This window comes from Paenibacillus radicis (ex Gao et al. 2016), from assembly GCF_014641555.1.
In the GTDB taxonomy this organism is placed as follows: Bacteria; Bacillota; Bacilli; order Paenibacillales; family Paenibacillaceae; genus Pristimantibacillus; species Pristimantibacillus radicis.
Map to the genome: position 1 here is coordinate 590565 of NZ_BMHY01000003.1, position 26596 is coordinate 617160.

Consider the following 26596-nt stretch of genomic DNA (forward strand, 5'->3'; position numbering starts at 1 on the left):
TAATTTATATTGTTATCTACTGAAAAATTGTAATAACGCTCTCTTCACGCGTGGAGTAAGAAAGGGACTCTTCGCCCTAATAATTTCAGGTAAATCTAATTTGATTAGAAAATCACCTTTTCCACCCAGTTTCTCAGCGCCTTCTTCGTTAATAATAATCTTTGACGCGTGATGATCGGCTGCTTTGAGTGCCAGTCTAGCAGGTAAATTATTGCGAATATTGGTCGGCACAATGTCAGCCTTCGGGTTCTGTGTGCAAATAAGTAAATGGATTCCGGCCGCGCGTGCTTTAGCACCGAGGCGCAGAATAGCACTTTCCACCCGGCTACTAAGACTTTTCTCTCGCTCCATAAAATCCGCGAATTCATCGAATACAACAACTAATCTAGGCATTGGTTCACCTGTCACCTCGACATACTCGTCTAAGCTCATTACGCTTTCATGTGCAAATTTAGAATAACGAAGTTCCATCTCCTCGACTAACTGCTCAAGTGCCAAAATAGCTTCTTCAATTTGTGTTATTACTTGCTTCGTATGTCGGCGATTCTCGTATGTTAGGAATTCGACCTTCTTCGGATCAATAAATAGAAATTGAACCTCGGATGGAGTATATATACACATCATAGCCAGGATAATCGAATTGATCGTAACGCTCTTACCGCTTCCTGTTGTTCCACCAACCAGGAGATGGGGCGTATTGGAGCTAGAGAAATCCAGCGTGATTAGTTCACGCAATTGTCCCACACCAATTGGAGCAATAAGCTTTCCTTTCAACCGTTCTGGAGGAAATAACTTCCTTGTTTGCTCCATGAATTTCTCAAAGTAGACAATCTCCGCTACATCACGATTAATATCAATATTGATTCGTCCATTACGTAACGAAATAAGCGGGATAGAAGAGAGCTGCAACCATAAATAAATATCTTTAGCTCTATTCTCAATCGTGCTATAGGACTTATCCGGTGGTATCTCGACGATGATCCGAATTACACTTACTCCAATGAAGGAATCGACGATTTTTATAGGAATGCCATTTTGGTTGAAGTTGTAGCGCAGCTTCCTTTGATAACTCTCAACCAATGGCATTATGTCTTCCTCTAGCGGTTCTTCCAATTTCTCCTCTTTCGATAGTGCCTGTTGCTCTGGATAGATGGTTGTTGGCTCTGCCTCGAGTGATTTGGCTACTGCTACATAAGCTATATTGGTCGCTTCGCGCCATGCCATCTCCTGTTCCCCATTGTTTGGACTTGTATCCATTATTTCAATTGGGGCTGCTTTATGATCTCCCGAACCCGAGTCTTCTTCATATATAAACCCATCTTCATTCACTGACGTTGGAGCCTCTAAACCAAGCTTGCTAGTGACATAATCCGGAAGCTCTTGTAGCGATTCGTAGGAAGGAACGGCCTCTTCTTCTTGCAATGCGCCCAGAGTCCTCAAAATATATGATCGATTATAGATATGATTAACATACTCATTGTGTAATGACTCCGATCGATATCCATTTACATTTCCTTCCATAATACTGTGATCAAGCATATTGGAAGTATAGATGAACGTATCAATAGAGCCAGACAAAGCAACGTTAATATGATCCATTGAAATAGATTGAAGCTCCTTTAGAAGTAAAGCGTCTTCTACAGAGTAAGTGCCATACTCTAACAGATAATATATCAGTTCCTTTCGCCATAACTCCGCACCCGCTGAGTGCTCTTGAAACAGAAATCGACTCTTGTACAGATCGAGTCCAGCCTTTACTTGCTTAATGGCATCATATCTTTCCGTCTCAAAAATGGTATGCGAAATGAACTTCAATTCAACCAACTCAAATTGGAGCTGAATTCGCTCCCCTTCGCGTCTTAAAGAAGTCCTGACAAGATCGGGTCTGCGAACTGAACTTTGGAACCATGGAAGTTCATCACATACCGACCAAATGACAAGTTCTCCATCTTGAGCCGCTCTTGCCTGCGTCGATAAATACATTGCCATCATCTCGTGAGCGAATTTACCGGGTCCAATCGCCCGCAGCACGATACCACCAGAAATACTTTTCACGCACTCGGTTGCCTGTACAATAATTTGAGAATCGATTTGATTATTCTTAAGCAGCTTCGCAAACTTCTGATGCAATCGATCATAATAATCATGATCTGCAAGCTCATTAGCCAGCTTTCGTATATACTTCGATGAAGACAGCAATGTACGGTAATTTTTATTGTTACCAACCTTGGATTTATATTTAATAATTTGAGCTTTAGAAGATACTTGCCTCAATAACGATTTATCAAGATGACGATCAATGAAAAGTGACCAGTTAAATTGATCGTGCATAAAATTAATTAGTTCTGTATCTGATAACTTTGTGATCGAAATGACATTTCGCAGCAAATAGTGTTCTTCGCTGGAAATCATCTCATTGCTATGCAGGATATACTGCATCTGATAGAAATATTGCATAATTTTAGGTAAGCTCTCGCTAATGAGGCTTACTCTTTTAACTGCATCGTCCTTCTTTAACGGTTCTTTGTAGATGGTATCGAACCAGTTCGAGGAATGCTTTACTTGCAGCTTTTCCAGCTTGTATTGAATATGAGAAGTCTGTCCAAAATAATTAATTAAAACACCGATGTCCGCATCAAGTAAATAATGAGAGACACTATGCATCATAGTATTAATTGATTGCTCTGCGATTACCTGGATCTCTACTTTTGGAAAGCTATAATAACGTTCTGAATACTGTTCCTCCTGGTTTACCCACTCGTTCAATGTCTCATGAATAGCAGCACCATTCTTCTCAGCATGTACAACGGCTTTCACCTTACGAACATTTGTATGTTTAAATATTCGATCGATCGCCCCCATCACATACTGGGGATGTGGACAATAGAGAAATACGATATCTAGACAATCACGCGAATAAGGGTAAACGTCAATATACGTCTTCACAGTAGATAGAAACTCATCGGCAAATGTGTCAACAAGTTGATCTTCGCCGCTATTTTTACCGTTTAATGAAAATGTTCCCTCACCCATACGTTCCTGCTGTTCAATTAGGAACTGATCATGGACACCATCAATAACGAAATAGTGTGGTGATAAACGAGAGGTTACTTCGCTCACGTGCTGCAAATAAGCATTCATCTCTTCAATCATACTTGGCGCCACCCGCTGCTGAGCGATCCATTGATCCAGCTCTATCTGAATGTAGGATACTCGCTTTGCATAACTAAGCAGTCGAATTGGGTTCAGTAATGTTAATACTCTAGTCTGAACATGACCCACCGGATCATTAATCTTGCAATCATAATGATCGATCGCACCAAGGCAGCTAATATACTGAAAGATATTTTTAGATAGAAGTGCAGACTGATGAATATAACTCAGAATGTTCTCCAGTTGTTCTTCTAACTGCTTGAAGTCTACGCTGCATAAACCACTTTGTATCGCTCCGTGTAGTTCAGTCGTATAAAGGGATACAAATTGGGCATAAGCATCCGCCGCATCCCTAACATCTGTGTTACCCGTTGCCACATAACCGCTAACACGTTCTTTGACCTCTTGGATAACATCAATGAGCTTCATTTCAGATCCGTAATACTCACGTACATAAGGAACCCGGCCATTTTCCCTTAAATGATCTAGCATGCTGAAAAGTGTTCCATTAAAGGCTTTAATAAGCTTAAATTCACTTCTTAATGCTTCTCTGCCTTCAGCCAACATAACGAGTTGGAACGCAATATCACTTTCCTTGTTACTATCCGAAGGTTCTCCTAAGGTCGATTCATCAAAACTTATATATCCCGTCAAACTTTCAAGATTTAGCAGGTGAAACTTAATGATCGTATGTGTCTGCTCGCTTAGCTGTGTTGTCAACTTTAGTATGAATTTGATATCATTCAACTCGGAGTCTGCACAATATTCATCGAGCAACAGAATACTTTCCCGTAGTAGTGCTTCTGTCAATTCTGAATATTCTGGAAGTTGTCTTTGTCGAACGATAACTCGTTCTAAATCTTTTCGAAGCTTAGGCACCTCTAGAAGCTCATCTGCGAACTCATCAATAAATTCCTGAATTCGATCAGAATTTCTATTTTCATCAATAGCCTCTAATGCAGACGTGACCAACTGATTTTTCTCTGCCGTCCACTCATCCTTTGCCTCAAGCATTGATTTGAAATCGTTAACTCTCTCATTTAACTTAGGCTTTCCTAATTTAAAAAATAGGGCTGCAGAAATATGATCGAACTCATATTGAAGCAGCTCATTCGATTGATTATTTATGAAGTCGCTCGCTTGCTGACGGAATTTATCAGGCTGCACATGCTCCCATAGTTCATGCCCATCATGCGGATCAGCTGACTTTTCTACAAATTTATAAATATTATCAATAAGATCTTCCTTTTTAACCGCTCTGCCTTCCTTCTCCAAACGGGATAGCTGATAATTACGCTTTAAGCGTACAAATCCATCACTCGTTCGCAGCGTTATCTTACTATCACGAAACAAGAGTAGTTGATCCAGATTTTGCTGAATCTTATCGACCATCGATGTTCGTGTATCCTGAATAATAGCTGCCATGAATGCAAGAACATTGCGAAGTTGCGGCTCAGATAACCGATTATACATGTCAAAGAATTGTTTAAGTGCATTTAATTCGTCTCCAAAACACTTGTATGTATCAGCGAATAGATCAAATAACACTTCCAGTCCTTCTGCACTCATCAAACGAGCTTCGTCAATGGTAAATATATTTTCTAAACTTTGCGCTTCTGGCGACATATCGGTCATAAAGATGACCAACGCATTGCCTGATGATGTATTATTACGAAGCCAAGTACTAGTCTCGTGCTGCTGACAATGATAAGCATCGAAACCATCAATCTTTGTTAACGTTCTGAGCACAGGTGTATAATGTTTTGCAAGTTTATCTTCAGCTTCCTGAAAGGCTTGCAGCACCTCATTCCAAGCAGATTCATCAATACCCACAACTTTAGCGAACAGCTTATCTCCGCTTGCTTTCTTCTGTTCGCTGAAATATCGAAGTACAAGCTCCACAACCCACTGACCGAGTAATTGTCGTGCGGAACTATGCATAGCTAACCTCCAGTGTACGGGTATACGGATTCTGAATCATTGCCGTAGCATCCGAGAATTCGATAAGTAGCCCGTTTTGTCGCAACTTATCCCGTAACGCCTTTTCGTTATCATTGAAGTATCTAACATTCAGTCTAGATTGTTCATAGAGTCCAGATTTCTTTGCCTGAACCTCTCCAATTACAATGCCATAGTGTTGGTATAGCGTTTCTAGAAACTCGTAGTATTCCATTTTTTCTTGTGGCTTCACTTTCGTGAACACAAGCATTTGCAGAAAGGAATCGGATATTGTATATCGATAATTCGAAGCGGAGCCGCGTCGATATGTGGCAAATCCCCCATCCCTCGACAGCACACGCGTAATATTAAGCTGATGTTTCTTCAATTGATCGGATACTGCTTCACGCATCGTATTTTTCAGTTTTACCATCACATCAGATGCATTTGTGCACTTGTCTAAAGTCGCCTTTATTATTCCCTTACGGCTACGCATTTGGCTCAAGCCCATCTTCTCAAAGAAGCCCTCGGGATCGTTTTTCCATACCGGCAATTGAATTTCAATTTGCTCCACACTCCCGAGCATTTCCTGCATCTTCTGTTCGAATTCATGCTCAAATTTAGCCTTAATCAAATTCTCGTGATTCTCGAAGCTAATGGCGGACAACTGCGAGATCTGCTTGTTATTTCCGTCAAGACAATCAACAAAATAACTGAATTTGTCAGGCACAATCAAAGCTCGCTCATGCATATAACGGGCTAATTGGAAACAAGTAAGTGATATCAATAGATGAAACATTTCATAAATGTCGAGATCGAGAAACAACAAGTGCTCCAGCTCGATTGTAAAGTCCTCGAACAAACGCTCATTCTCTTGGGAAGCGTGAGGGGGCAATGTAGGAACATTTTCGTCTTGCGAAGAGGAACGAAGCTTACAAGGATCATGCTTAGATTTTTCCTCCCCAAATGCAGACGTTATTTTATCAACGACTTTCTCGATCACCTTATTTTTCGTTAACAATTGTTGGAATCTATCTTCAATATATTTCCTGCGTTCCTCATGCTTTTCCGTCCCTAATTCCAACATAAGGAAATATAATTCTCCTCCACGAGCAAAAAAATTACGCTCAAAAGAGAGCTCTTTCCCCTTTTTACGGAGCTCTACATATAGCAGTGACTCGTGGAGCGGGTAAAGTGACCTGGCGAACCATGAACGATCAGCTTCCTTACCCGTAGTGTTATATAGCACCACTTCCTGGTTTCTGAGAAACTGCTTTAATACAAGAACATCATCCTCTTGAACGGCACTCAACAACCTCTGCTTCTCCTCTTCCTCAAGAACCAGAATATCTCTTGAACCGCCGCCTTCCTTGACGCCTTCGAATATAAATTTACGAAGACCTACCGATCGCCTTCGCTGATAAGACTCATGGCCAAAGCTGTAATTCGTGCCAAACAACACATTAAGAAATTCCAGCACATACTCTGGACCCCGCTGTCCTTCTTTGAAGCGGTGCCCCCAAATATGTGCAGACAGCTGCGACGTGAATTTATCTAGATTACTCGTCACTTCTATTATAGCCATGCTGTAGCACCTCCACTTTAAATGTCAATCTGGTAAGGCACGTATACGCCTTTATTAGGATCAATCGCAAATACTTGCAAAATATATTCATCCAACTCACTTCGATTAATCAGGTCATTCTTGAACGTACTTATCAATATATCCACTTCTTGCCTTAGTGTAATAAACAACCCCCCGCCAGCTAAACGAAGCAAATATTCAAACACAGGCAGTTTAACCTCAAGCTTTGTATCATGATTAACAGTGATATATAATTTCGAAGGCAAGTAGTCAATGTCTGATCGTTCCTCATCAATGGATAACCTGACTTGGCTAGCTGAATAACTCTCGTGTATCAGCAGGTTCTCATTAACGATATATAGTTGAGTTTCCCCTCGATTGATTAGCTTCTTTGAAAAAGAATGATTTAATCCTTGAATTAATTCTTTCCGAACTGTCGCAAGTGATTGTTTATTCGTCAAGCTGTCGACAAATCGATAAAAATGTAGATAGGGCACTAGCTTCTCGCGCGTGCCATCATGTTCATTGGATTCAAAGAAGTACTTCCTCCTGAACTTAGGCATTTGATCAAAAATAACAACGTTATCCTTATCAGGGTTTTGAGTACGATACATTTCAATTTGCTTACGATAATATCCGAATAACATGTCGATTTCTTCATCGAAGAGAATCTGATGTTTTTCAACAATATATGAATTACCGCTGATGTCACCATTCAGCAAGTAATCATCGATAGAAGATATAGACAACTGACCTGGATCCAATTGTCGTAAATATCGAATAGCTCCTAAATGCCCTGAATCATTCTCTTTCATATAAACCCCATAAAAGTTGTCGTAGTAAGCACGATTGGCCTGCTCCTCTACATCTTTGTACTTCGCGTACAAAACCTGCTCACAGGTGAGTCCCCCTGTAATGACATAGCTAATATGAATTAAAATCTCGCGCATTGTCACATGGATTCCCAAACAGTCCAGCAGCCGATACTGTTCAATAAGCTTTTCCTGTATCGATTCTTGAGACATTCTGCGATGATTCAATCGAATAATGCAGTTATTCATATGACTGCAGGATTCACATGCATCCCAGTTCTCTTCACGATTCCATTCCTTAATGATTCGGCCTGCATAAATCGAGGAAGTAATATCTTGCAGGTTTGCCAGATGGAGATGAAGGTCATTCTGGTGATGATCTAGAAAACGTTCTTTCACTAGTTCAGATAAATGATTCAATGAAGCATTCTGAGAAAGGAACTTTGTCAACTTCCCTTCATTAGCTGCAATTAAATAATAGAACTTACTTGAATGGTTGGCTTGAATCAAATCTTGCAAACACTGTAGCTCTTCGTTAATAACCGCATCCGTCAGCTCCGATAGATCTTTCACAATACGTAAAATCCCTCTACTAAAAGGAATCTCGACTATTCCGGTTATCGGCCATTCTAACAAGGACTTACCTGTCAGTCTCTCATATACTGTTCTGCACAAACGAGTTTTACCATCTCCCGCATTACCAGTCATAATGACGCTACGCGGTTTTTCTTCAAATAAGGAAACAAGAAAATTTTCAATCTTCGTATCGATTGCAAATCGATATTCATCCGTAGTTTGTGTATACTCATCGTAAATTTTGGCATGACTTGGCGAAAGGACGTTAAATTGATCTAAATATTGCACAAAAGAATTCATATCGCCTCTCCTATTAGGTCATTTGACCTTCATTTCTAGTTAAATAGTCACGAATAGCATAATGAGTATATTTTAGCACTATTAACCTATAGGTTCAATTAAACCCAATAGTATTTATTTTATATTTTCCAATTTAGCAGGCGAATGATTAAGGAGTGTTGATAAATAAGTTCAATTGAACCAATCATACATGTATTCACTAGCTTGAGCTTGCTATATTTTAAGTGGGTGATGAACTTGAGTTTTGATTATGGGATTATAGGACGACGAATTAAAAAAGCACGGGAGAAGAAAGGGCTAACACAGGAAAGATTAGCTGAAGAGTTGGATGTTTCGAATGCATATATTAGTAAGATAGAACGCGGAAAAACACCAATTAGTCTGGACCGATTATCAGATCTATGCTTTGTGCTCGAAAAATCAACAGAATACATTCTTAATGGATCCAATAACACTGCCGACGACTATTTGAGAAATGAAATTATGATAATGTTAGAAGGCTGCTCCCCTGAGAAAGTGAAGCTAATCTCGCAAGTCATAAAACCAATAATAGAACTTGACCACAAATAGAAGCAGACTTATTACTGTGGCCGAACATCAAGATACGTATTTATATGGCAATTAGTCAAAGTTCAAGAAATAATCAGCGAAAAACTATTTTTCAAATGAATGTCGTAGAACCCCAACCTCTTACAGTTGGGGTTCTACATATTGCTGGGCAAGATAGCTGTCTCCTACCCTAAACACAAAATATTTTCTTCAATTTTTACAAGCTCCAATAAACTAGCAGCCTGCTATCCTATTCACTCACTCTTAAAGAAATACTCACTTTAAATAGATCGCCATCGACTTCAATGTTGAGAAGGCCTTCATGAAGATCTACGATTGATTTCGCAATAGCCAGCCCAAGTCCAGAGCCTTCTGTATGACGTGAAGAATCTCCTCGCTTAAACCGTTCAAACAGCTCATCAATATTTTCGCTGATCTCATATTTGGATACATTTTTAAATGCTACAATCACTTGATTGCCGACGGTCTGTACCGTAATATAAACGCGTGAATGGGCCAAGGAATATTTCAATATATTGCCGATTAAATTATCAAACACACGAAATAGCTTCTGCCCGTCAACAAAGGCATATACCGGCTCTTCCATGTTAGGCAGCCGAAATTGAAGACTGGAGTCATTAATCGCATCATCATATTCCGCTAATGTCTGCTGCAGAAGCTGTATGAGATCGACCTTTTCCTTGTTTAACTCAACATTTCCGCTAGCCATCTTCGAAACCTCAAACAAATCATCGATCAGCACCTTCAACCGCTGTGATTTCTGATCAATAATATCAATGTAGGCGGCCCTATCCTCATTAGATACCTCTTCCTTTTTCAACAACTCCGTGTACGTAATAATGGAGGTTAGCGGCGTTCGAAGGTCGTGACTCACATTCGTAATGAGCTCGGTCTTGAGTCGTTCGCTCTTTGCTTGTTCGTTCTGTAGCGTTCTTACCCCATCGTTTAGAATATTAATGTTTCCGGCAAGTGTTGCTAGTACAGAATTACCCGATACGAGCAGGTCCTGCCCTGAACTGCCGGCAGCAAGCTCCTTCGTCTTTATTACGATGCGGTTGAAGTACCCGACCCGGTTAACTAAGATCATTACAGTTGGTATTCCAATAATAGCAAGCAGTATGACATAGACGAGAAAGTAAACGGGAGTTATGACAATCGGCAGCACTGCTAAACCTAGAGCAAATAAGACTATTAACAATGCAAACAACTGCACTCCCATACTTTTATTAAGAAAGGAATCACTAAGGCTGCGCTTAATTTGCTGATAACCTGCCTTTATACGCTGTCCCTTTTTAATCAGCAGCCCTTTTTCCCATTCTGTCTTAACGGACGGCCCATCCTTTAATTGTGCCGCAGTAAAATTCGTCTGGATAAGGGTTGCAACTACGCAAATCGATGCCATTGTTAGGTTGATAATCATGTTCCACCCTGAAACAAATGGATTTTCGAATAGGTAATGGAATTCATCTTTAACCATAAACAATAAAATAATAGCCCCCAGACCTGTTAACGCGATAAATACTAAACGTACATCGATTGGAAGCTTATTATAATGGGGCGCCCATCGGCCAATTCTCGCGGGTATTTCTTTCGTTCTCCTGATGAAAATGAAGGATAGAATAAGAGCGACTATACTTGCGAAGGTATACGCCCATAATGCAATTTGTTCCCGATGGTAGTTGTCGTATTTAATCGCAACCGAGCTGGATGGAGGCAAAGCTCTAGCCACCGCAATCTGTCCTTGGAACAGAACGTTTGCATTCTCCAATTGAGCGTATCTTAAACTATAGTAGTTTCTCGAAGACTCGATTGGAATGGAGTAGCTTGTTATATATCTCATGTTCTTAGCGCTCAACTGGTCATTAATGGATTCGTTTCCGGTCATATTCAAATTTGAATAGACCTCATCCGATACAGTGCTTTTAAAATAATACTGAAATTGCCCCTTGAGTCTTAAATAATCCTGATAACCTTCCTCTCCCCCCTTGTACCACGCTTCAAGCTCTTTCTCTTTCTCACTGATAGCCTTGGTCCGGGCATATTCATCGCTTGTGAACACTTTCTTAATATCCTCGATTTTTTTATCTCGCTCAGCAATGAGAATATCTGCAGCCTCTTGGTTATTTCCTGCCCTCGCTTCATCAATTCGAGATTCATAATCGCTATTAAGGGAAGTAATTAATTGCGTTATATCTCCTAATCTATGCCGGTAATCAATGATCTCATCCTCAGACACCGTTATTAATTGTTTCGCTTCCTCCAGTGGAATAAGGTTAAGTTCGTACATGTTTAAATATTGAGCGAATCGATCGAGTTCATTTCGAAATTGCTCCGTGTGAAAATAATCGCGTTGAACGTAGTTAGAGCCGAAACTTGATACGATGAAGAGCCCGCTTAGACCAAAAGCAAACAGAACCGACCAGACTCCAATGCCTAATCTATTTCTCCATTTTGTAACCAATTCCCCATACCACCTTTAAATACGTTGGATTTTTCGGATCAATCTCGATTTTCTCCCGAATTTTTCGGATGTGAACGGCTACCGTATTTTCTGCGTTATAGCCTGGCTCCTTCCAGACTCGCTCGTAAATTTCACTAATCGAGAACACCCGGCCGGCATTCGTCATTAATAATTCAACGATTTTATATTCAATAGGTGTAAGCTTCACTGGCTCTCCATGAACGGTTACTTCTTTCGCTGCTTTGTCTAACGTAAGCCCTCTCAGATCAACCACTTTCTTAATGCCTTCATAAGTGCCCAGAGTCACATATCTTCTTAACTGAGATTTCACACGGGCAACGAGCTCCATTGGATTAAAAGGTTTGGTCACATAGTCGTCCGCTCCCATATGAAGACCTAATATTTTATCGCTATCCTCGCTTTTCGCGCTCAGCATCAAAATCGGTATGTTTTTCTTCTCACGAATTTTGTATGTAGCGGCAATTCCGTCAAGCCGGGGCATCATCACATCCATAATAATGAGATGGACTGGATGATCGTTTATGATTTCTAATGCTTCCATTCCGTCCTTTGCTTTCAACACCGTAACGCCTTCGTTTTTCAAATAAATTTCGATCACATCTCGTATTTCTTTATCATCATCTACAACGAGCACAAAAAAGTTGTCCATCGTTCACTCCTCTTTCCAGAAGTCATCTTTCATTATCTTAATAGTAACCGGAAGATATTAACATCTATTTAGGATAATTATGAAGGACTTCTTAATATTTACGGGATTGAACTTAAGTACATTAAAAAAACCGCCTTGTGAAGAGGCGGTTAGCTAACGGGCAGGATAACAGAATACCACACTGCCATCTGGTACTAGAATTAGATGGTACTATCCTATAATTAGTGCTGTGATAAGCTTATTTTCAGAGGAAGTACTGACAATAGCTTAAGCTAAAGAAAAGAGAGGATATTTGAGTATGAAAAGTCAAAAAATCTTGATTGCTGTCATTGCATTGCTTGTCTCTGTAATCATTCCGATATTAGTTTTGAATATATTCTATTTAATATTTCCAGATTTTTATAAGGATGGTTTTTTGACCGGTTTAGGTCACATGCTCGTATGTGGAATCATTATTTTTATCCATGCTATCCTAATTCCGAGCATCGCTGTTTTTTACTTTCAGGATCTCACTCTTAAATTTGGAACTGAGCGAGGCATAACAATGCTTATAAATAGAATTATACTCCTATTAGTCTGTAGTGTTATTATACAAATCGTTTTGAGTATATTAATTGAAAATCCTTTCATAGAGCCTAAGTTGCCTGAGTTTCCAATGTAAATAGATTATAAGCTCACTATTTTGTAAACAGGCCATCGTTTATGCTCACACCTTTTTCATTTCAAACGTATGAACGCTAGTGGACGGTCCCCCTTTACTAACCTCTCGGATTTTCATCAAAAAATAAGTGGCCTTGTACGGTCCTTCTGTTGCTGATATCGACTTATTCTCACTAGCTTTAAGCTCCGAATCAATTGAACTGGAGAACTGACTTTTTTCATAAAACTGTTTGCTTTTCTCTGCGTCTTGCATAAGTGCATAGATCGTACTTAATACAATGTCCTTCACCCTTTCTTGATCATGAACCCACACGCTAACTCTATCAATTTCTCCTGATTGAGCGTTCGTTGTAATGGTCAGGCTGTAGACAAACTTAACAGACGAAGAGTCCTTAACAGACTTTGAGGTATTATAAACTTTAGAATTAGAGTCTCCATTATACAGATTCTCCGTAAATGTCAAAGTTTCAAAACCCGCATAATAAGAGGAATCCAGTCCAGTTTGCTTCAATCCATCATTAAAATAACGGATGGTCTGATGAAGTGCTTCTATCGCTTTCGGATTCGTTATCTGCAATTCCTCGGTTTGTGTCAAAAGGAAATTGGGGGATTTTTCTTGCGGTCTTACTCCCATTGTTTTGCTGCCCGTTTTGTCCAGCACATTTTTAATAAAAGCCACTGCCTCAGCTCTAGTCAGCATACCTTGTCCTTCATAGCCTTCAACGGTCGCGGAAGATTTGCCTTTCGACAGCCCTTTATTCAGCATATAAGCAATCGCATCGTTACCCATAAAATTCACGCCACGGGTACCCACAATAATTTCTGCCACATTCTGACGATTAATTGGAGCGATATAGGTAGATAAGACAGGCAAATTATGCTGACGTGCCACTATGTAATAGGGAGCTGACCACCGCTGATTTTCAAGCGGGCTTACCGTAATACCAAATGCTCGTACCAATAAGACAATAAACTCCTCTTCTGACACGATTCGATCCGGCCTGAACGTATCATCGTCATAGCCTTTAACAATATTTTGTTCGATGCCCCATTGAATAGCTTCATACCCCCAGAACGAAGCATCAACGTCCTTAAATGTTTTGGACTGTGCACTGGTACTAGATGCTCCGAAAAAAACAGCAACAAGCAATATTATGCTCATTACAACTCTCGTGAATTTCAAGACAACCCTTCCCTTCTACTTCTCTCTATCTAAAAAATAATACAGATGTTTCCTTTTTCCATTCTAATAGAACCTTTTCACAAACGCTACTGAAAATACAGGTTCAAGCAGCATAAGAAAAGAGGGACGAAACCAGCGCTGCCGCTCGTTTCGTCCCTCCTATTAGAACTCTTTTACACGTAAACGTTTAATTCGCGAATCGACCACCAGCTCGAAGCTGTTCCGGTCTGCACGAGTTTCAAGTAACGAGCGCTTTGCCCGGCGAACTGCGCGGTCACGACTGGACCTGTGCCATTGCCGCTCGCAATGACTCCAGACCAGTTCACACCATCATTCGAGACGTAGACCTCGTATCCGCGAGCGTAGTCGTTATCGCTGCCGGTTGAATCCATCACAATTTTGTTAAAGCTTCGAACGGCAGCCATATCGACGATAATCGCCTGGCCTGGCGTCATTGCCGCCCCTGTACTCCATCTTGTCGCCATGCTGCCGTCGAGCAGATTGGCCGCTATATCACCGCTCGAAGGCGTTGAAGACGCCGTCCAGCCTGCACGGTCAAGCGGGGTCGCACCGCCTGCCGCCGGTGTCGTAACAGAAGCTGCGTTGCTGTTAGCTGATACGTTACCGGCCGCATCTTTCGCTTTTACTGTGTACGAATATGAAGTGGCAGCCGCTACTCCCGTATCACTGTAAGTCGTTTGCACTGATGTGCCTACAACCGCACCGTTACGGTAAATATCGTAACCAGTCACGCCAATGTTATCTGTAGAGGCCGTCCAACTCAGGTTGACCTGCCCAGCCGAGGCGGCCGATGCCGTTAAACCCTGCGGCGTGCTTGGCGCCTGTGTATCGACACCTGCACCAGCCGTACCGTATACATTTAACTCACGAGCAGACCACCAATTCGATACGGTACCCGTCTGCACGATACGAATATAACGGGCGTTTTGTTCCGTGAAGCTTATCGTCAAGACCGGACCTGTTCCAGCGCCTGCTGCAACCGCACTGCCCCAGTTGGAACCGTCCGTGGAGACGTAAAGCTCATAGCCGCGGGCATAGTCGTCATTGCTGCCGGTCGAATCCAGTACAACCTTCGAGATCTGATTGACCGCTTTCATATCAACCGTCAATGTCTGTCCTGGCTGCATGGCAGCGCCGGTGCTCCAGCGGGTAGCCATGCTGCCGTCAAACAGGTTAGCAGCCGCATCCCCGCTAGATGGGGAAGAGGCACCCGTCCAGCCAGTACGGCTAAGAGCTGTTCCGGCTCCTCCGCCCGGAAGTGTCGTTGCCGTCACTGCAGCGCTGACAGCCGATACGTTGCCTGCAGCATCTTTTGCCGCAACCGTGTACGTATAGGACGTTGAAGCAGTCAACCCGGTATCGTTAAAAGAAGGCTGCGCTGCTGTACCAATCAAAGCCCCGTTGCGATAGACATTATAGCCGGTTACACCGACATTATCCGTCGAAGCGGCCCAGTTCAGATTGATTTGACTGGATGCTGCTGCTGCTGCCGTTAAATTTTGCGGCACACTTGGCGGCTGTGTATCGATGGCACCGTTGCCTGTGAACTCGGACAGCGTCTGGCGCATTGCTTCCGCAGGTGAATTCGCATATACTTTTCCGCCCAGATTGTTGATGATATGGGTAATTTCGCTGCCGCTCGTGCCTGATAGCCAAATTGTCGTCGCATGATGGATTTTGATGCCTGGCGAGTTCGGCACTTCAATCGCACTGTTTAGCTTCACCGCCGCATCACGGAAAAATGAGTAAATGCCAAGTCCCCATGCCTCGTGATTCGTAACCGTATCCGCTACTTTATAAGAAGCATAGCCGTTAACCGTTCCTCCGTTGCTCATCCAGCCGGACTGATTAGGAACATCATACGGAATTTCCGATTGATAGAAGTACAGACGACCATTGTTGCCGTTCCATATTGTCTGATATTCGTTATGATGCTCGTTGAACAAGCCGTATAAGGTGACATTATTGCCGTTAACGATCAGACCGTTCTTCGACACATTCGTCGTCCATGCGGCTCCCGCCCCGTGATCGGCCCGCCACAACCAGAAATGATCACCGATTACATCATTGCTGTTAATTTCGATACCAACATCATTTCGTCCGGCAATTGCACCTCCAGTTCTTACCGTGATGTCATGCAGCGAAACTGGATTAGCCGCATGGGATACAGCACTGCCCGCTGTGCCAATTTTGACAAGCGCCGCAGAATTGACTGGACCGGCATCAATCATCAGACCGGCAAGCTTCACCCCGTCAACGTCAGCAACATTGATCGCCGCAGTTCCTTGGTCTGGAACAAGCGTCGGCATACCAATTCCAAGGATGACCGTATTCGGGTTGTTGACCTGAATAGCCTGGCTCAAGTGATAGATGCCCGGTGTGAACAGCACATGCTTGCCTTGTGCCAGTGCTGCGTTAATCGTCGCAGCAGTAGATTGATCTGATCGGGCGATATAGAACTGGTCGATCGGAAGTGATTGACCTGGCGTAGAGCCATTCGCCCAGCTGACGCCCTGCGTATTCGTCGTCAGCGAAGGCACGAACACACGGTATCCTCCAGCATTATCTACGTATAGATAAGGCTTCTCCCTCATAACCGGCGTTTTCTCTACTACCGTATACGGAGGATCGGGGAAGTTGCCGCTTGGTGCATTATTATTACCCACGAACACCATGTTCCAGACGCCATTTGTCCAATTGCCCCACTGGCTGTTGCGCGAAAACCATTGCTGCTGAGACGCCGGAACGACAGTTCCGTCAATAATAGAGTCGGCAAGGAAGCCGCCGCTAGCCCAGCCTGCGTTCCAGTTATTATCAAAGTCGAACAAGTGCAGCTCTCCTTTGATATGCAGCCGGCGCAAAGGTGCAGCTTGCGAAACTGCAATTTGCGTCGTACCGCTGGACGGCGTAATCGTCAAGTTCTCCATGCTCCGCCAGAAATTGCGGGTCGCATTGCCGTTGTCCCAGTCAGCGTTCACATTAACGCCGCCGTTAATGTTGACGTCGCCCGGATTTTGGCCGAGACCCGCCACATGCGTGTAAAAGCCGACATTGAAATTGACATTATAAGAGCCAGGCTTAAATAGAAACGCATAACGATCGCTGGAAAATTCATTCGACTCCAGTGAGGTGAAAGCCGCTCCCGTAATGTTCTGAATATCGCCAGTAGACATAGACGGATCGAACACATAAACATTCGGGCCAAAAATCGTATTATTGGCCGATGAAGGCGGCAAGGCAGCCTCCGCCTTTGGAGCCGGAACGGCGATCAGTCCGGCAACGATAGCCATAACCGAAAGCAAAGCGGTTATTTTATTCATTTTTTTAATATTCAAACAACTTACCTCCTTATGAATTCTAATTCAATACAAAACCGTGTTACTGTCAGTGCAAAATCGTAATTCTGCTTACTAACCGGTCATTTATCGCTTCTCGTCTATCTCCTCCTTCCGTTTGTAGGGTTAGGCTGAAGACGGTACTTCTCCCGTGTGTATGTGCATGGATGTATTGTAATCGCTTTCACGGAGATTATAGTTCATTTCCCATTATTTCTGTTATGGGTTAATTTAGGAATTTTGGTTTGTTTTTTATAGTAAAAAAAGACTTATGCCGTTCTCCCGAGGGGCAGCATGAGTCTTTTCGGTTTCGTTGTTTATCATGCCGTACAGTTCAGGCCATTACGGCTGTATTTTTAAGGATGAGGATCATTTCTGACCATCGATTTGTTTTAGGCTATATAATCTACTCCACACTAACTGACATTTCCGCTACGGTTACATGGTAGCCAGTCTCACCTTTTGTAATCACTCTCATGGTGTTGCTGTTTGGATCAATGATCCATACTTCATTCTTATCCATTTGAATCGTAGTCATTTGCGGAGCAATTGCTTGGCCAGGAATACCTGTAAGATGAACGGATAATTGCTCACCAAACAACTTCGAGAGAACTAATAATACAACGATAGCTAAAATAGTGATCCATACCATAATAATGGAAATTAATATTCCAAATCTTTTTGCTGACATCTAACCCACTCCCCTCTCACTGATAACAAACGCGATAAATTTGGAAAATGTTTCAAATAATAAAACCCCCGACCTCATGCGGTCGGGGGTTACATGTTGAGAGCAGGTCCAAACCTAATCGTAAATCTAGGAGGAGCGAAGGGCTTGTCTTCTCATCCACATCGTGGCAACCCACTTTTCCCCTTTGATCACCGGTGTACCCGCATGCAAGGTGAAATCATTTAATTCATGATCGTTATAAAAATACTCGAAGTAGACTGCCATACCTTTGTTAGGAAAAATAGAAATATTAAGCATAGGGAACGCCGTCTCTCCGCCTTCCTCCACATCATTCAAATACATGACGAGCGTACTAATGCGATTGTTGGCGCTTGCCCGGCTGCTTTCTGCGAAAAAATCATAATGAGGCTGATATTCTTGACCAGGAGTATACAGCAGAACTTGTAAACCATCGCCATGCTCGATAGGAATATTCATAATTTGAGAGAATCGCTTCTCGATTCTTGCAATCGTCTCATTTTGCTCACAGAACACCCCGCTGCTTGTTCGAATTTGATTGATGGCATGATCTCCGCCGATTTTTGAACGCTGCAATTGTTCCCTGGAATTATTAATTAGCTCATCGCATTCCTCATGGCTAAGCACATTCCCTAATACGACAACCAAAGGTGCCTCATACTTGGCAAGAATTCGAATCTCTCGATCATCTGTCTTGATCGTATTTCCAGCATGATCAAATATTGTCCGTTCTTTCTCTGTCGTATTATCTATCATTCCTCAGCCCCTATTTTAAGACATCTACTATGTAACATACCATGAAATGGAATCTCCTGCTCAAAAAATTCAGAAATATCAAAATTATCAAACTGTCTACTTGCCTAATTAGGAGGAGAAAAAAAGAAACCCCAACCGTAAGGTTGGGGTTCTACATTTTAATGGAAGCGAAACGTTGATGCTTCATCCCCATTTCGCCACTGCTGTACCTACTTCACTTTCAGACTCACATTGTATTGATAGGCTCTCATTGCAACAACAAAAGCCATCTCTCTGGTTGCAACACCCTTCGGATTAAATTTGTCCGCGTTACCCATCATAATGTTTAACGCAGAGATATCCGCAACCTGATCTTGTGCCCATGACGAAATTTGGTCACGGTCTTGATAGACGACGCTGGATTGAACCGGCGCCCGTTTCAACGCTCTTGCAATCATGACTGCCATTTCTTCTCTTGTAATCGTAGCATTCGGCAAGAATTGATCGTTATAGCCTGTCACAATTCCAGCTTCATAGGCCGCGGTAACGAACGGATAGAACCAATTCGTAGCCTTGACGTCAGTGAAAGGGTTGGCTTTCTCATCAATTGCTTTAATGTTAAAAACTTCAACGATTAACTTGGCAAATTCAGCTCTAGTAATCTCGTCTTGTGGATTCAATTTGCCGTTAAACCCTTGAACAAACCCTTTTAGTGTTGCTTCTAAAATGAGATCTTTGGCCCATGAGGATATTTTGGCGCTATCCTTATAGAAGTCTGCCAGAACCTTTTTCTCATTCTCAGGTTTGTTCGGATCTGGTTTGTCCGTACCCGGTTTCTCTTCCTCTTCCGGAGTATAGCCGCCTACATCTTTACCATAATCAGTTGTGTAGCGCCACTCTACTTTATCTCCCTGCTGCAGCTTATACTGGCTTGCGCCGTAATTCGGGAATACCCCATTGACACTATACATCCAGCCGCTGCCGCTGCCATGATCAAATTCCCCATCGCCTGCGATTGACTCCACATAAACGCTATTGTATTTACTCGAGAATGAATATCCATATACGATACCGCGTTTATCCAGTTCTCTCTTCAAAACATCCCATACAGATTCGCCTGCCACAAATTCAACCGTTGCTGGCGATAATACGTATCCTTTATTAATTGTCAGCTTATCAATCGATAATTTAATCGTTGCTTTTTCAGGCTCTATACCGCCATTGCCGCCGCCTTCGATTTTTTCCTTAACCGAATAGACGACATAGTCTGTAAAGTGATCCGTTTTAACAATGAGGTCATTTCCAGCCTCATACGCATACTCATGTTTCCCGCTCGCTAGCCCTTCTGAGTTGCTAGCAAATTTTTGAATCGGGGTAAGCTGCCCATTTTGAATAAATGCAGCTTCTTTGCCCTTCATGCCTTCAAAAGTAAACGTCACAAATCCATTCGTAAAGTGAACCGATTGATTGCCGCCGATTGTAAAAAATTGATGAACGGCATTTAATTGTTGCTTCGAATCGATTACGCCGTTCAAGCTCGACTTAAGCGCAGCGTCATCTTTATTATTGAGCGTCATCAGTTCAAGTATCTGATTCGACCCGCCATCCATTGTAATTCCTTTAGGGAATTCGGTTACAATGCCGCCTCTGGAAATTGTCAGATTCGGCAACGCCGCATTAGCCGGGAAATCAATAAATGCTTTCGATTGCGAAGAATCATCCAGCTTGATGGAAACCTGCTTGTCACGATCCGATTCTTTCACCCGTATCGTGTAGTCCTTGCCATCGTTAGGAATTACGATAGACTGACCGTCATCCGGAAGAGTTACCGTACCGTCCGGCTCTGGGACTTCAATAGCAACTTCCGTCATATCATAGAGACTGGATTCTCCATTCAGATAACGGGCATAGGCGACAAGGGCATAGGTGCCTTGATCCGTTGCCATCTCATTCGCACTTCCGCCTTTGGGATGAACAAATCCGCCAGTCGGCAACGCATAGGTCAGCAGATTCTCTACTGCGGAATGACCGTTTTTGTTAAATCTCTTATCCGTATGCGGATCAATTCCAAGAGTGGTTAAGGCAACAATTACCTGGGCGACGCTTTGAACATTTTCCTGTCCCCCGCTGGAGTAACCGCCAGCTCCGTTCTGAGCAGAAGAAAGCCAAACAATTGCACGATCTACAGCTTCTTTAACCTGTTCGTTCTCCGCGTAATAAGGAGCTAAAGCCTGAAGCGCCATTGCGGTTATGTCGGGATCAGCAGCACCAGACAAAGACCAGCCGCCGCCGGCAACTTCTTTACTGATAATATAGTCAATCAGTTTATCGCGCGTTGTTGGATTGGCAACCCCATTTTGAACAGGGATTTCATATTGATGGCTGTCGAGCGCAATCAGCGCAAAGATTGGCCCGTTAACCCCTTGCTTAATAACGTAATTAAAGTCGCCTAATGCTGCGCTAATATCATAACCGGCAACATCATGGATGTCTTTGCCGATTGCGGTAAGACCTAAGATCAGTCTGGAATGCTCCGTGCCCTTAGCAGTATGCAGCTTACCAGCAGGCATTAATTTTTCAACTTCACGAACTACATTTCTATAATAAGTAGCGTAATAGCCTTCAGGAACTTCATAACCCGCGCGGGCAAGAGCAAGAATACTCCATTCCCCATCACTCGTGCCGAATGTAGGGTTGCTTACTGTGTTAACCAAATAAGCTAAATGCTTGTTCAACTGTGCAGTAACATTAATAACTGCTTTTTTCAATCCTAATTGCTTAGCATTGTTAAATGCAGCTTGTTCTTGGTCTAGCGCTAGTACTTTAGCGTCGACTTTATCTTGGCTGGCATTTTCATCAGCTATTAAATCTTGCGCCGATTCAATGACCTGTACCAATTGGCTATATACTTCTTCCGACACCCAATAGTTGGTCTGAAGAACATCGTTTCCATCTGTACTTACTGTGACCGATCCCAATTGTTCTTTGGCATCATCAATTGCAAGCTGCAGAGCAGTTTTATCCGCTCCCTTAACAATTACGATCTTGGGAAAAATACTGTAGTATCCTTCTCTAGCCAATGCCGTAAAGTTAGGATTTGCCCCTACTACCGGATCAATATTACGATGATCCCCAATAGGACTTCCGAAAAAGCCCAATTTAAGATGTCCGTCATTCAGGCTATAACTGCCTTCCAGATCCTGCGGCACCTTGAATTCCACGCTATTGCCCTGATTCGTAATATTGTATTGCTTAGTCTGACCGGTAATCAGTGTCCGATTCGGTCCCCCCAAAAAATTGAGCTGCGCATTAAAATTATAAATGCCCGATAGCTTGTTAGCCGGGAATGACATCCCCTTAAATATAACTTTGACTTGATCACCAGGGCCAGCATCTTGTCCTGGATGCGTCAAATTATCGATAGTCACATTTAGCGGTCTTGCCGTCATAACCTGATATTCGGCAAGGCCATCTCTCTCAACCTTGACAATATTGCGACCTTCCGTCAGCAGCACACTAAACGATCCATTAGAATGTGCAGTCACATTTTCAGTAGAGAATGAGCCGTCTCCATAAGATACGCTTTCTGTCGAATGATTGATTTCAGGACGCAGAACACTGACTGTACTGCCTGCTGAAGGAGTGAACGTATAAGTAGCCCCAGGTTCTGTATCCACAAAGTACACACTATCGATATCAGCGTCAAATGCTCCGTTTTGAAGGTTCATGACTTGATTGCCCGTCTTGCCTTCATTGGCCTTCTGATTGCGAGCCTTATTGCTCTCGATGCCAGTTACAATACCTGTCTGACCCTGACCTACCGTAACAACGAATAGACCGACATTTTCTGGCCAAATTGCACTAAAGGCATCATTTGCACCTGTAACATAAGAGGAACCGTTTACCTTGATAGCATCATAAGTAACTTTAACAATCGCGGTTCCGTTTTCTTTCGCACGGATTGTTGAATAGCTGCCCGGCTCGCCCTCAATAATATCAATGACATCTTGTCCGGACATAATTTCATAATGAAAATCAGGTTCAAAGAAATAATTACCGATACCTTCAATTAAAGCTTGCCAACTGCGTAAACTTAATAGTTTAAATTCAGCGCCCGGCGCGGCCAGCTTCAAATGATTTTGTTCATTAATATTGAGATAAATATTTCCTTCTAGATAAGTTCCCCGGTTTAGAATCGAATCTGGTGATAAAACATTTAATTGTTGTTCCGTAATCGCCATCGCCGCATTCGCTGCAGTTGCTCTGAACGTTCCCGTATTCGTCAACTTGCCTGCTTGGCTTACCCGATAGTTATAATCCTGGTTGTCTACCAGCTTATAGCGGGACACCTGCTTACCGTCCAGAATCATCGTTTCCACAGGTTCTACTTTTTCAAAGGAAACAAAATGCTTGATTTTCCGGCCTACGAACAAAGAAGCTCCCTCAGGCACGGCAAACGTAATGCTTCGTGATAAAGGTATCGCTCCTGTAACAGCTTGTGCTGTAGTGGATATCGTGACCGTCACACTGTTGCTAAGCGTAATATATCCTTCTGCTTCACGCGATTCACTTGGCACAAAGGAATAGAAATATGTTTTGCCGGCAAGAACAAATGCAGGATATTGGCCCGCAGCCGTCTTGGTTCCCAAAGTAAGGGACCGGTCGCTTGGGCTGTCCTGACCGATTCTTACCGTATAGTCGGTATCTGCGTTCCATCCTGAATTGTTGGCTTTAAGGTTTAATTGACGGAATGAGAATGCTTGATCCGGCTCTGTCGTTACCGTTAACTTGCCTTCGCCAATAGAGTTTCCGCTAGCGTCAGTCCCTTTATAGCGATAATCGCCTGCAGGCAAAGAAGCTTTATAGACTTTATAAGTGCCTTCTTCGCCATCACCGATATTTACAAGTTTATTTTTGGAATTATAAAGCTCTAATTTAGCTGCCTTAGGCGCTACGGTGAATGTAATATTGTACTTAGGTTTATTTTCCTCATCCGATGTGCCTTGTTTTTTTGCTTCATTAAAGGCAGTCTCGGCCTGATTTAGCGCCAATACCTTTGCGTCCACATCATCTTGCCTAGCATTGGAATCTGCGATTAACTGCTGAGCCGATAGGATGACTTGTACCAATGCGTTAAGGTCTGCTTCAACAACCCAATAATCGGCTGTGCTTACATCGGTTCCGTCAGTACTTACCTTGACAGAAGCTTTATTTAATTCAGCTGCTTGTATGGAAGCTTCCAATTCAGCTGTATTCAGCTCAGGAGTCTCACCCATTGCCTCAACCAAATCTTCCAGTGCAGTATCAACAGCAGATTGACTGCTCTCCATATTGGTGAGTGCAGCATAAGCGTTATCATATGCTGTTCGAACTTCTTCGTCAGCAAGAATTTCTGATTTATCTGTGCTGCTGTTAATCTCTGCTACTTTTCCAGTTAATGCGTCTTTTTGAGCAGGATTGATCAGATTGCCATGAACTCCTAAGTCTTCTCCCAGCCAGACGGTATACTGCCACCGAACGACATCACCGTTTTCAAGCAAGACGTCCGAGGATCCGACATTCGGGAAGGCGTTGTTGACAGCGAACATCCAACCCGATTTGTAGGTATAATCAAATTCCCCTAGCCAATCTGCATTGGTACGGTCACCGATAGTCCCTGCTCCCCCGATGGCTTGCAAGATATAGGAAGGGACATGGATTTCTCCGGCTCCAGGGTCGTATATGCTAGACAAATAAAAGCTGCTCTCTATGCTGCCTCCATGTTTATAGCGATTTTCCCCCAAGAGCTCTGATATAACAGCTGCCGCATTATCTCCTTCATGCAAAGGAACGCGTACCGGCTCAATAACATAGCCTTGTCCCAACGTAAATTTCTCAACAGATACGGTTACATATCCTTTGATGCCTTCTGCATCTGTAGTGCCCCCTGCTGCCATTGCAGCTATCGGGCTGAATAGTGAGAACATCATTAGTAACGTCAAACCTAATGCTATGCTCTTTTTCCATACTTTTTGCAGTAACATGATCCATCTCCTTAAACTTAATTTTTTTTAGCAAAACAAAAAACACCTCTCACTAATCAACGTGAAAGGTGTTTGACAAACGGGCGTAAGGACATACCAATGTCCAAATACATACAGTTAAACATCTCTCCTTTCATCCTCGTGAAATCGTAGAAAAGGTAAATGGCATGTATCCTGGCTTTGCTTCATCGTATGGCTAACTCCTTCCCGTATTACATACAGTGGAAACACGTTAGCATACTCAGCATTACAGTGGCGGGACCGCGTCAGCTTTGCACTGATCTTCCATTTTGAGCTGTGTAAACACAGCACCATGTACCTAAGTATATGAAGTTGTAGTGGAATACTGCCAATTGCAGACATTGGCGGATGTACAGATCTACTCCTCTTCATGAATACGATTAATAATGTAAAACTAAGACCCTACTAATAAGTCGCTCATTGAAGATTAACCCATTTCAGAATGGAGTGCAATCGCTAGAAAGAAAAAGTGAAAAAAAATACGAACAATACCTCCTATGCAACTCTAAATCAGACATGTATTGCTCATGTTCTATCAATTATATGCGATTTTTATATTACTAATGACGGAAATTATAAGATTGCTACTATTAATTGATACAAGGACCACAACTCATTCTTCTAAAAGGATTCTCCATAACGTATAAGAATTGCTGGAGGTGAGTTAAAATGAAAATGAAGGGAGATGCGTAAAAGTGGAACAAAACGATAAGATTGTCATTGTAGGGGTAACAGGCTACATCGGTGTATGGATTGCCAAGCTGCTAACTGATATGGGTTATAACCAGATAACTGGCACGTACCGTAATGAAGAAAAAGCGCAACAGCTTCAATCGATGCTGCCCAATTTGAACTTATACAAAGCGAATCTTGAGGAACAAGGCAATTGGAAAGAAGTGCTGAGTGAGGCGAAGTGGGTTTTTAACCAGGGGAGCGCATTTAATCCGAACGATAAAACATATAAAGATAAGGGCCGCACGAAACAAAAAGGAATCCGTATGCTCTTACAATTGGCTGTTGAATCGGGCAGTGTGGAAAAAATCGTGCACACCAGTGCGGAATCAACGATTGCTTACGCGAACGAAGATCCGTCAAAAACGACGTTTACCGAGGATGACTGGACGGATGAAAACCGGGAAGGCCTATTTGACCTCCATATGGTTTCAAAAACAATGGAAGAAAAAGCGGCTTGGTCGTTTATCAACTATCATGAAAATACGACAAACATAAGCATGACAACGATTCACCCTACACATGTCATGGGACCAAGCTTTGCACCATGGCATCATGATATGATTTATGCTATGCTTCACGGCGACAGAGCTATGGCAGATTCGCAGCTGTATGGGATTGATGTTCGCGACGCAGCAGCAATGAATATTGAGCTGATGCAATCACCTGAATCGGATGGAAAGCGTCATTTTGCATCCGCATTTAAAACAACCTACTCTACCGTTTTAGAAATTATTAAAAAACAATTTACAGATGAACAGATAAAGGCTGTGTTAGGTGATGTTGTCCGAATCATCCCTGGAGATGTTGCGGCGGATTTATTGAGCCCGCTTCAATCAACGTCATACTATCAGGATATGGTGCCTCGTATGTTTAACCGTGTAGTGTACAAGACTAATTATCCTGAAGCGTATGCTTATGAGTATACAGAGCCAAACACTACGGTCTTGCAAGCCATGGAAAAAATGTTGAAAGATAAAACCAAATAATCGCAACAAAAGTAAAGTGCAGCCCATCCCTTGTGATAGGCTGCACTTTTTTTAGCGACGATCACGCTCTTCAGAAGTGTTCCGTAACCGAATGGGCTAATGTGCATAGGCTATGGTTGAATA

General features: G+C 42.6%; 12 protein-coding genes and 1 riboswitch. Of the genes, 2 read left to right on the plus strand and 10 right to left on the minus strand.

What is annotated here, in order from left to right; genetic code table 11:
• Positions 1-12: 12 nt before the first annotated feature.
• From IEX98_RS11190 to IEX98_RS11200, 3 genes are all read right to left on the minus strand, one after another.
• Positions 13-5094 (minus strand): FtsK/SpoIIIE domain-containing protein, encoded by a 5082-nt coding sequence (locus IEX98_RS11190; RefSeq protein WP_188889209.1) that lies wholly within the window; start codon positions 5092-5094, stop codon positions 13-15.
• Positions 5087-6571, minus strand: a complete 1485-nt coding sequence (locus IEX98_RS11195; RefSeq protein WP_188889211.1) for a hypothetical protein — start codon at positions 6569-6571, stop codon at positions 5087-5089. Before IEX98_RS11195 ends, IEX98_RS11190 begins: the two co-directional genes overlap by 8 nt.
• Positions 6572-6693: 122 nt before the next feature.
• Positions 6694-8364 carry a hypothetical protein gene (locus IEX98_RS11200; protein WP_188889213.1) on the minus strand — a complete coding sequence of 557 codons (1671 nt, stop codon included), beginning with the start codon at positions 8362-8364 and terminating at the stop codon, positions 6694-6696.
• Positions 8365-8601: 237 nt separating this feature from the next.
• Between IEX98_RS11200 and IEX98_RS11205 the strand changes: the two genes are divergently transcribed.
• Complete coding sequence (locus IEX98_RS11205) at positions 8602-8934, plus strand: helix-turn-helix domain-containing protein (protein ID WP_188889215.1); 333 nt, start codon at positions 8602-8604, stop codon at positions 8932-8934.
• 229 nt (positions 8935-9163) lie between these two features.
• Here the strand turns inward: IEX98_RS11205 and IEX98_RS11210 are convergent, their stop codons facing one another.
• The 7 genes from IEX98_RS11210 to IEX98_RS11240 form a co-directional block, all read right to left on the minus strand.
• Positions 9164-11395, minus strand: a complete 2232-nt coding sequence (locus IEX98_RS11210) for a sensor histidine kinase (protein WP_188889217.1) — start codon at positions 11393-11395, stop codon at positions 9164-9166.
• Positions 11373-12065 carry a response regulator transcription factor gene (locus tag IEX98_RS11215; RefSeq protein ID WP_188889219.1) on the minus strand — a complete coding sequence of 231 codons (693 nt, stop codon included), beginning with the start codon at positions 12063-12065 and terminating at the stop codon, positions 11373-11375. The genes IEX98_RS11210 and IEX98_RS11215 overlap by 23 nt, the downstream gene beginning before the upstream one ends.
• A gap of 706 nt (positions 12066-12771) precedes the next feature.
• A complete protein-coding gene (locus tag IEX98_RS11220) occupies positions 12772-13887 on the minus strand; it encodes an S-layer homology domain-containing protein (protein WP_229692095.1) in 1116 nt (371 codons plus the stop codon).
• 194 nt (positions 13888-14081) lie between these two features.
• Positions 14082-17264: a discoidin domain-containing protein gene (locus IEX98_RS11225; RefSeq protein ID WP_229692096.1), complete on the minus strand. Its 3183-nt coding sequence runs from the start codon at positions 17262-17264 to the stop codon at positions 14082-14084.
• Positions 17265-17670: 406 nt separating this feature from the next.
• The gene (locus tag IEX98_RS11230) at positions 17671-17955 is read right to left on the minus strand and encodes a hypothetical protein (RefSeq protein WP_188889223.1); all 285 of its coding nucleotides are present in this window, start codon (positions 17953-17955) and stop codon (positions 17671-17673) included.
• A gap of 126 nt (positions 17956-18081) precedes the next feature.
• On the minus strand, positions 18082-18729 hold the full coding sequence (locus IEX98_RS11235) for a 2OG-Fe(II) oxygenase (protein WP_188889225.1): 648 nt from the start codon (positions 18727-18729) through the stop codon (positions 18082-18084).
• Positions 18730-18938: 209 nt separating this feature from the next.
• Positions 18939-24731, minus strand: coding sequence for a DUF4430 domain-containing protein (locus IEX98_RS11240; protein WP_188889227.1), 5793 nt, complete (start codon positions 24729-24731; stop codon positions 18939-18941).
• Between the two features lie 147 nt (positions 24732-24878).
• Positions 24879-25062, minus strand: a riboswitch (cobalamin riboswitch).
• Positions 25063-25447: 385 nt separating this feature from the next.
• Here IEX98_RS11240 and IEX98_RS11245 point away from each other — a divergent pair.
• On the plus strand, positions 25448-26473 hold the full coding sequence (locus tag IEX98_RS11245; RefSeq protein WP_188889229.1) for an NAD-dependent epimerase/dehydratase family protein: 1026 nt from the start codon (positions 25448-25450) through the stop codon (positions 26471-26473).
• The last annotated feature ends 123 nt before the right edge of the window (positions 26474-26596 follow it).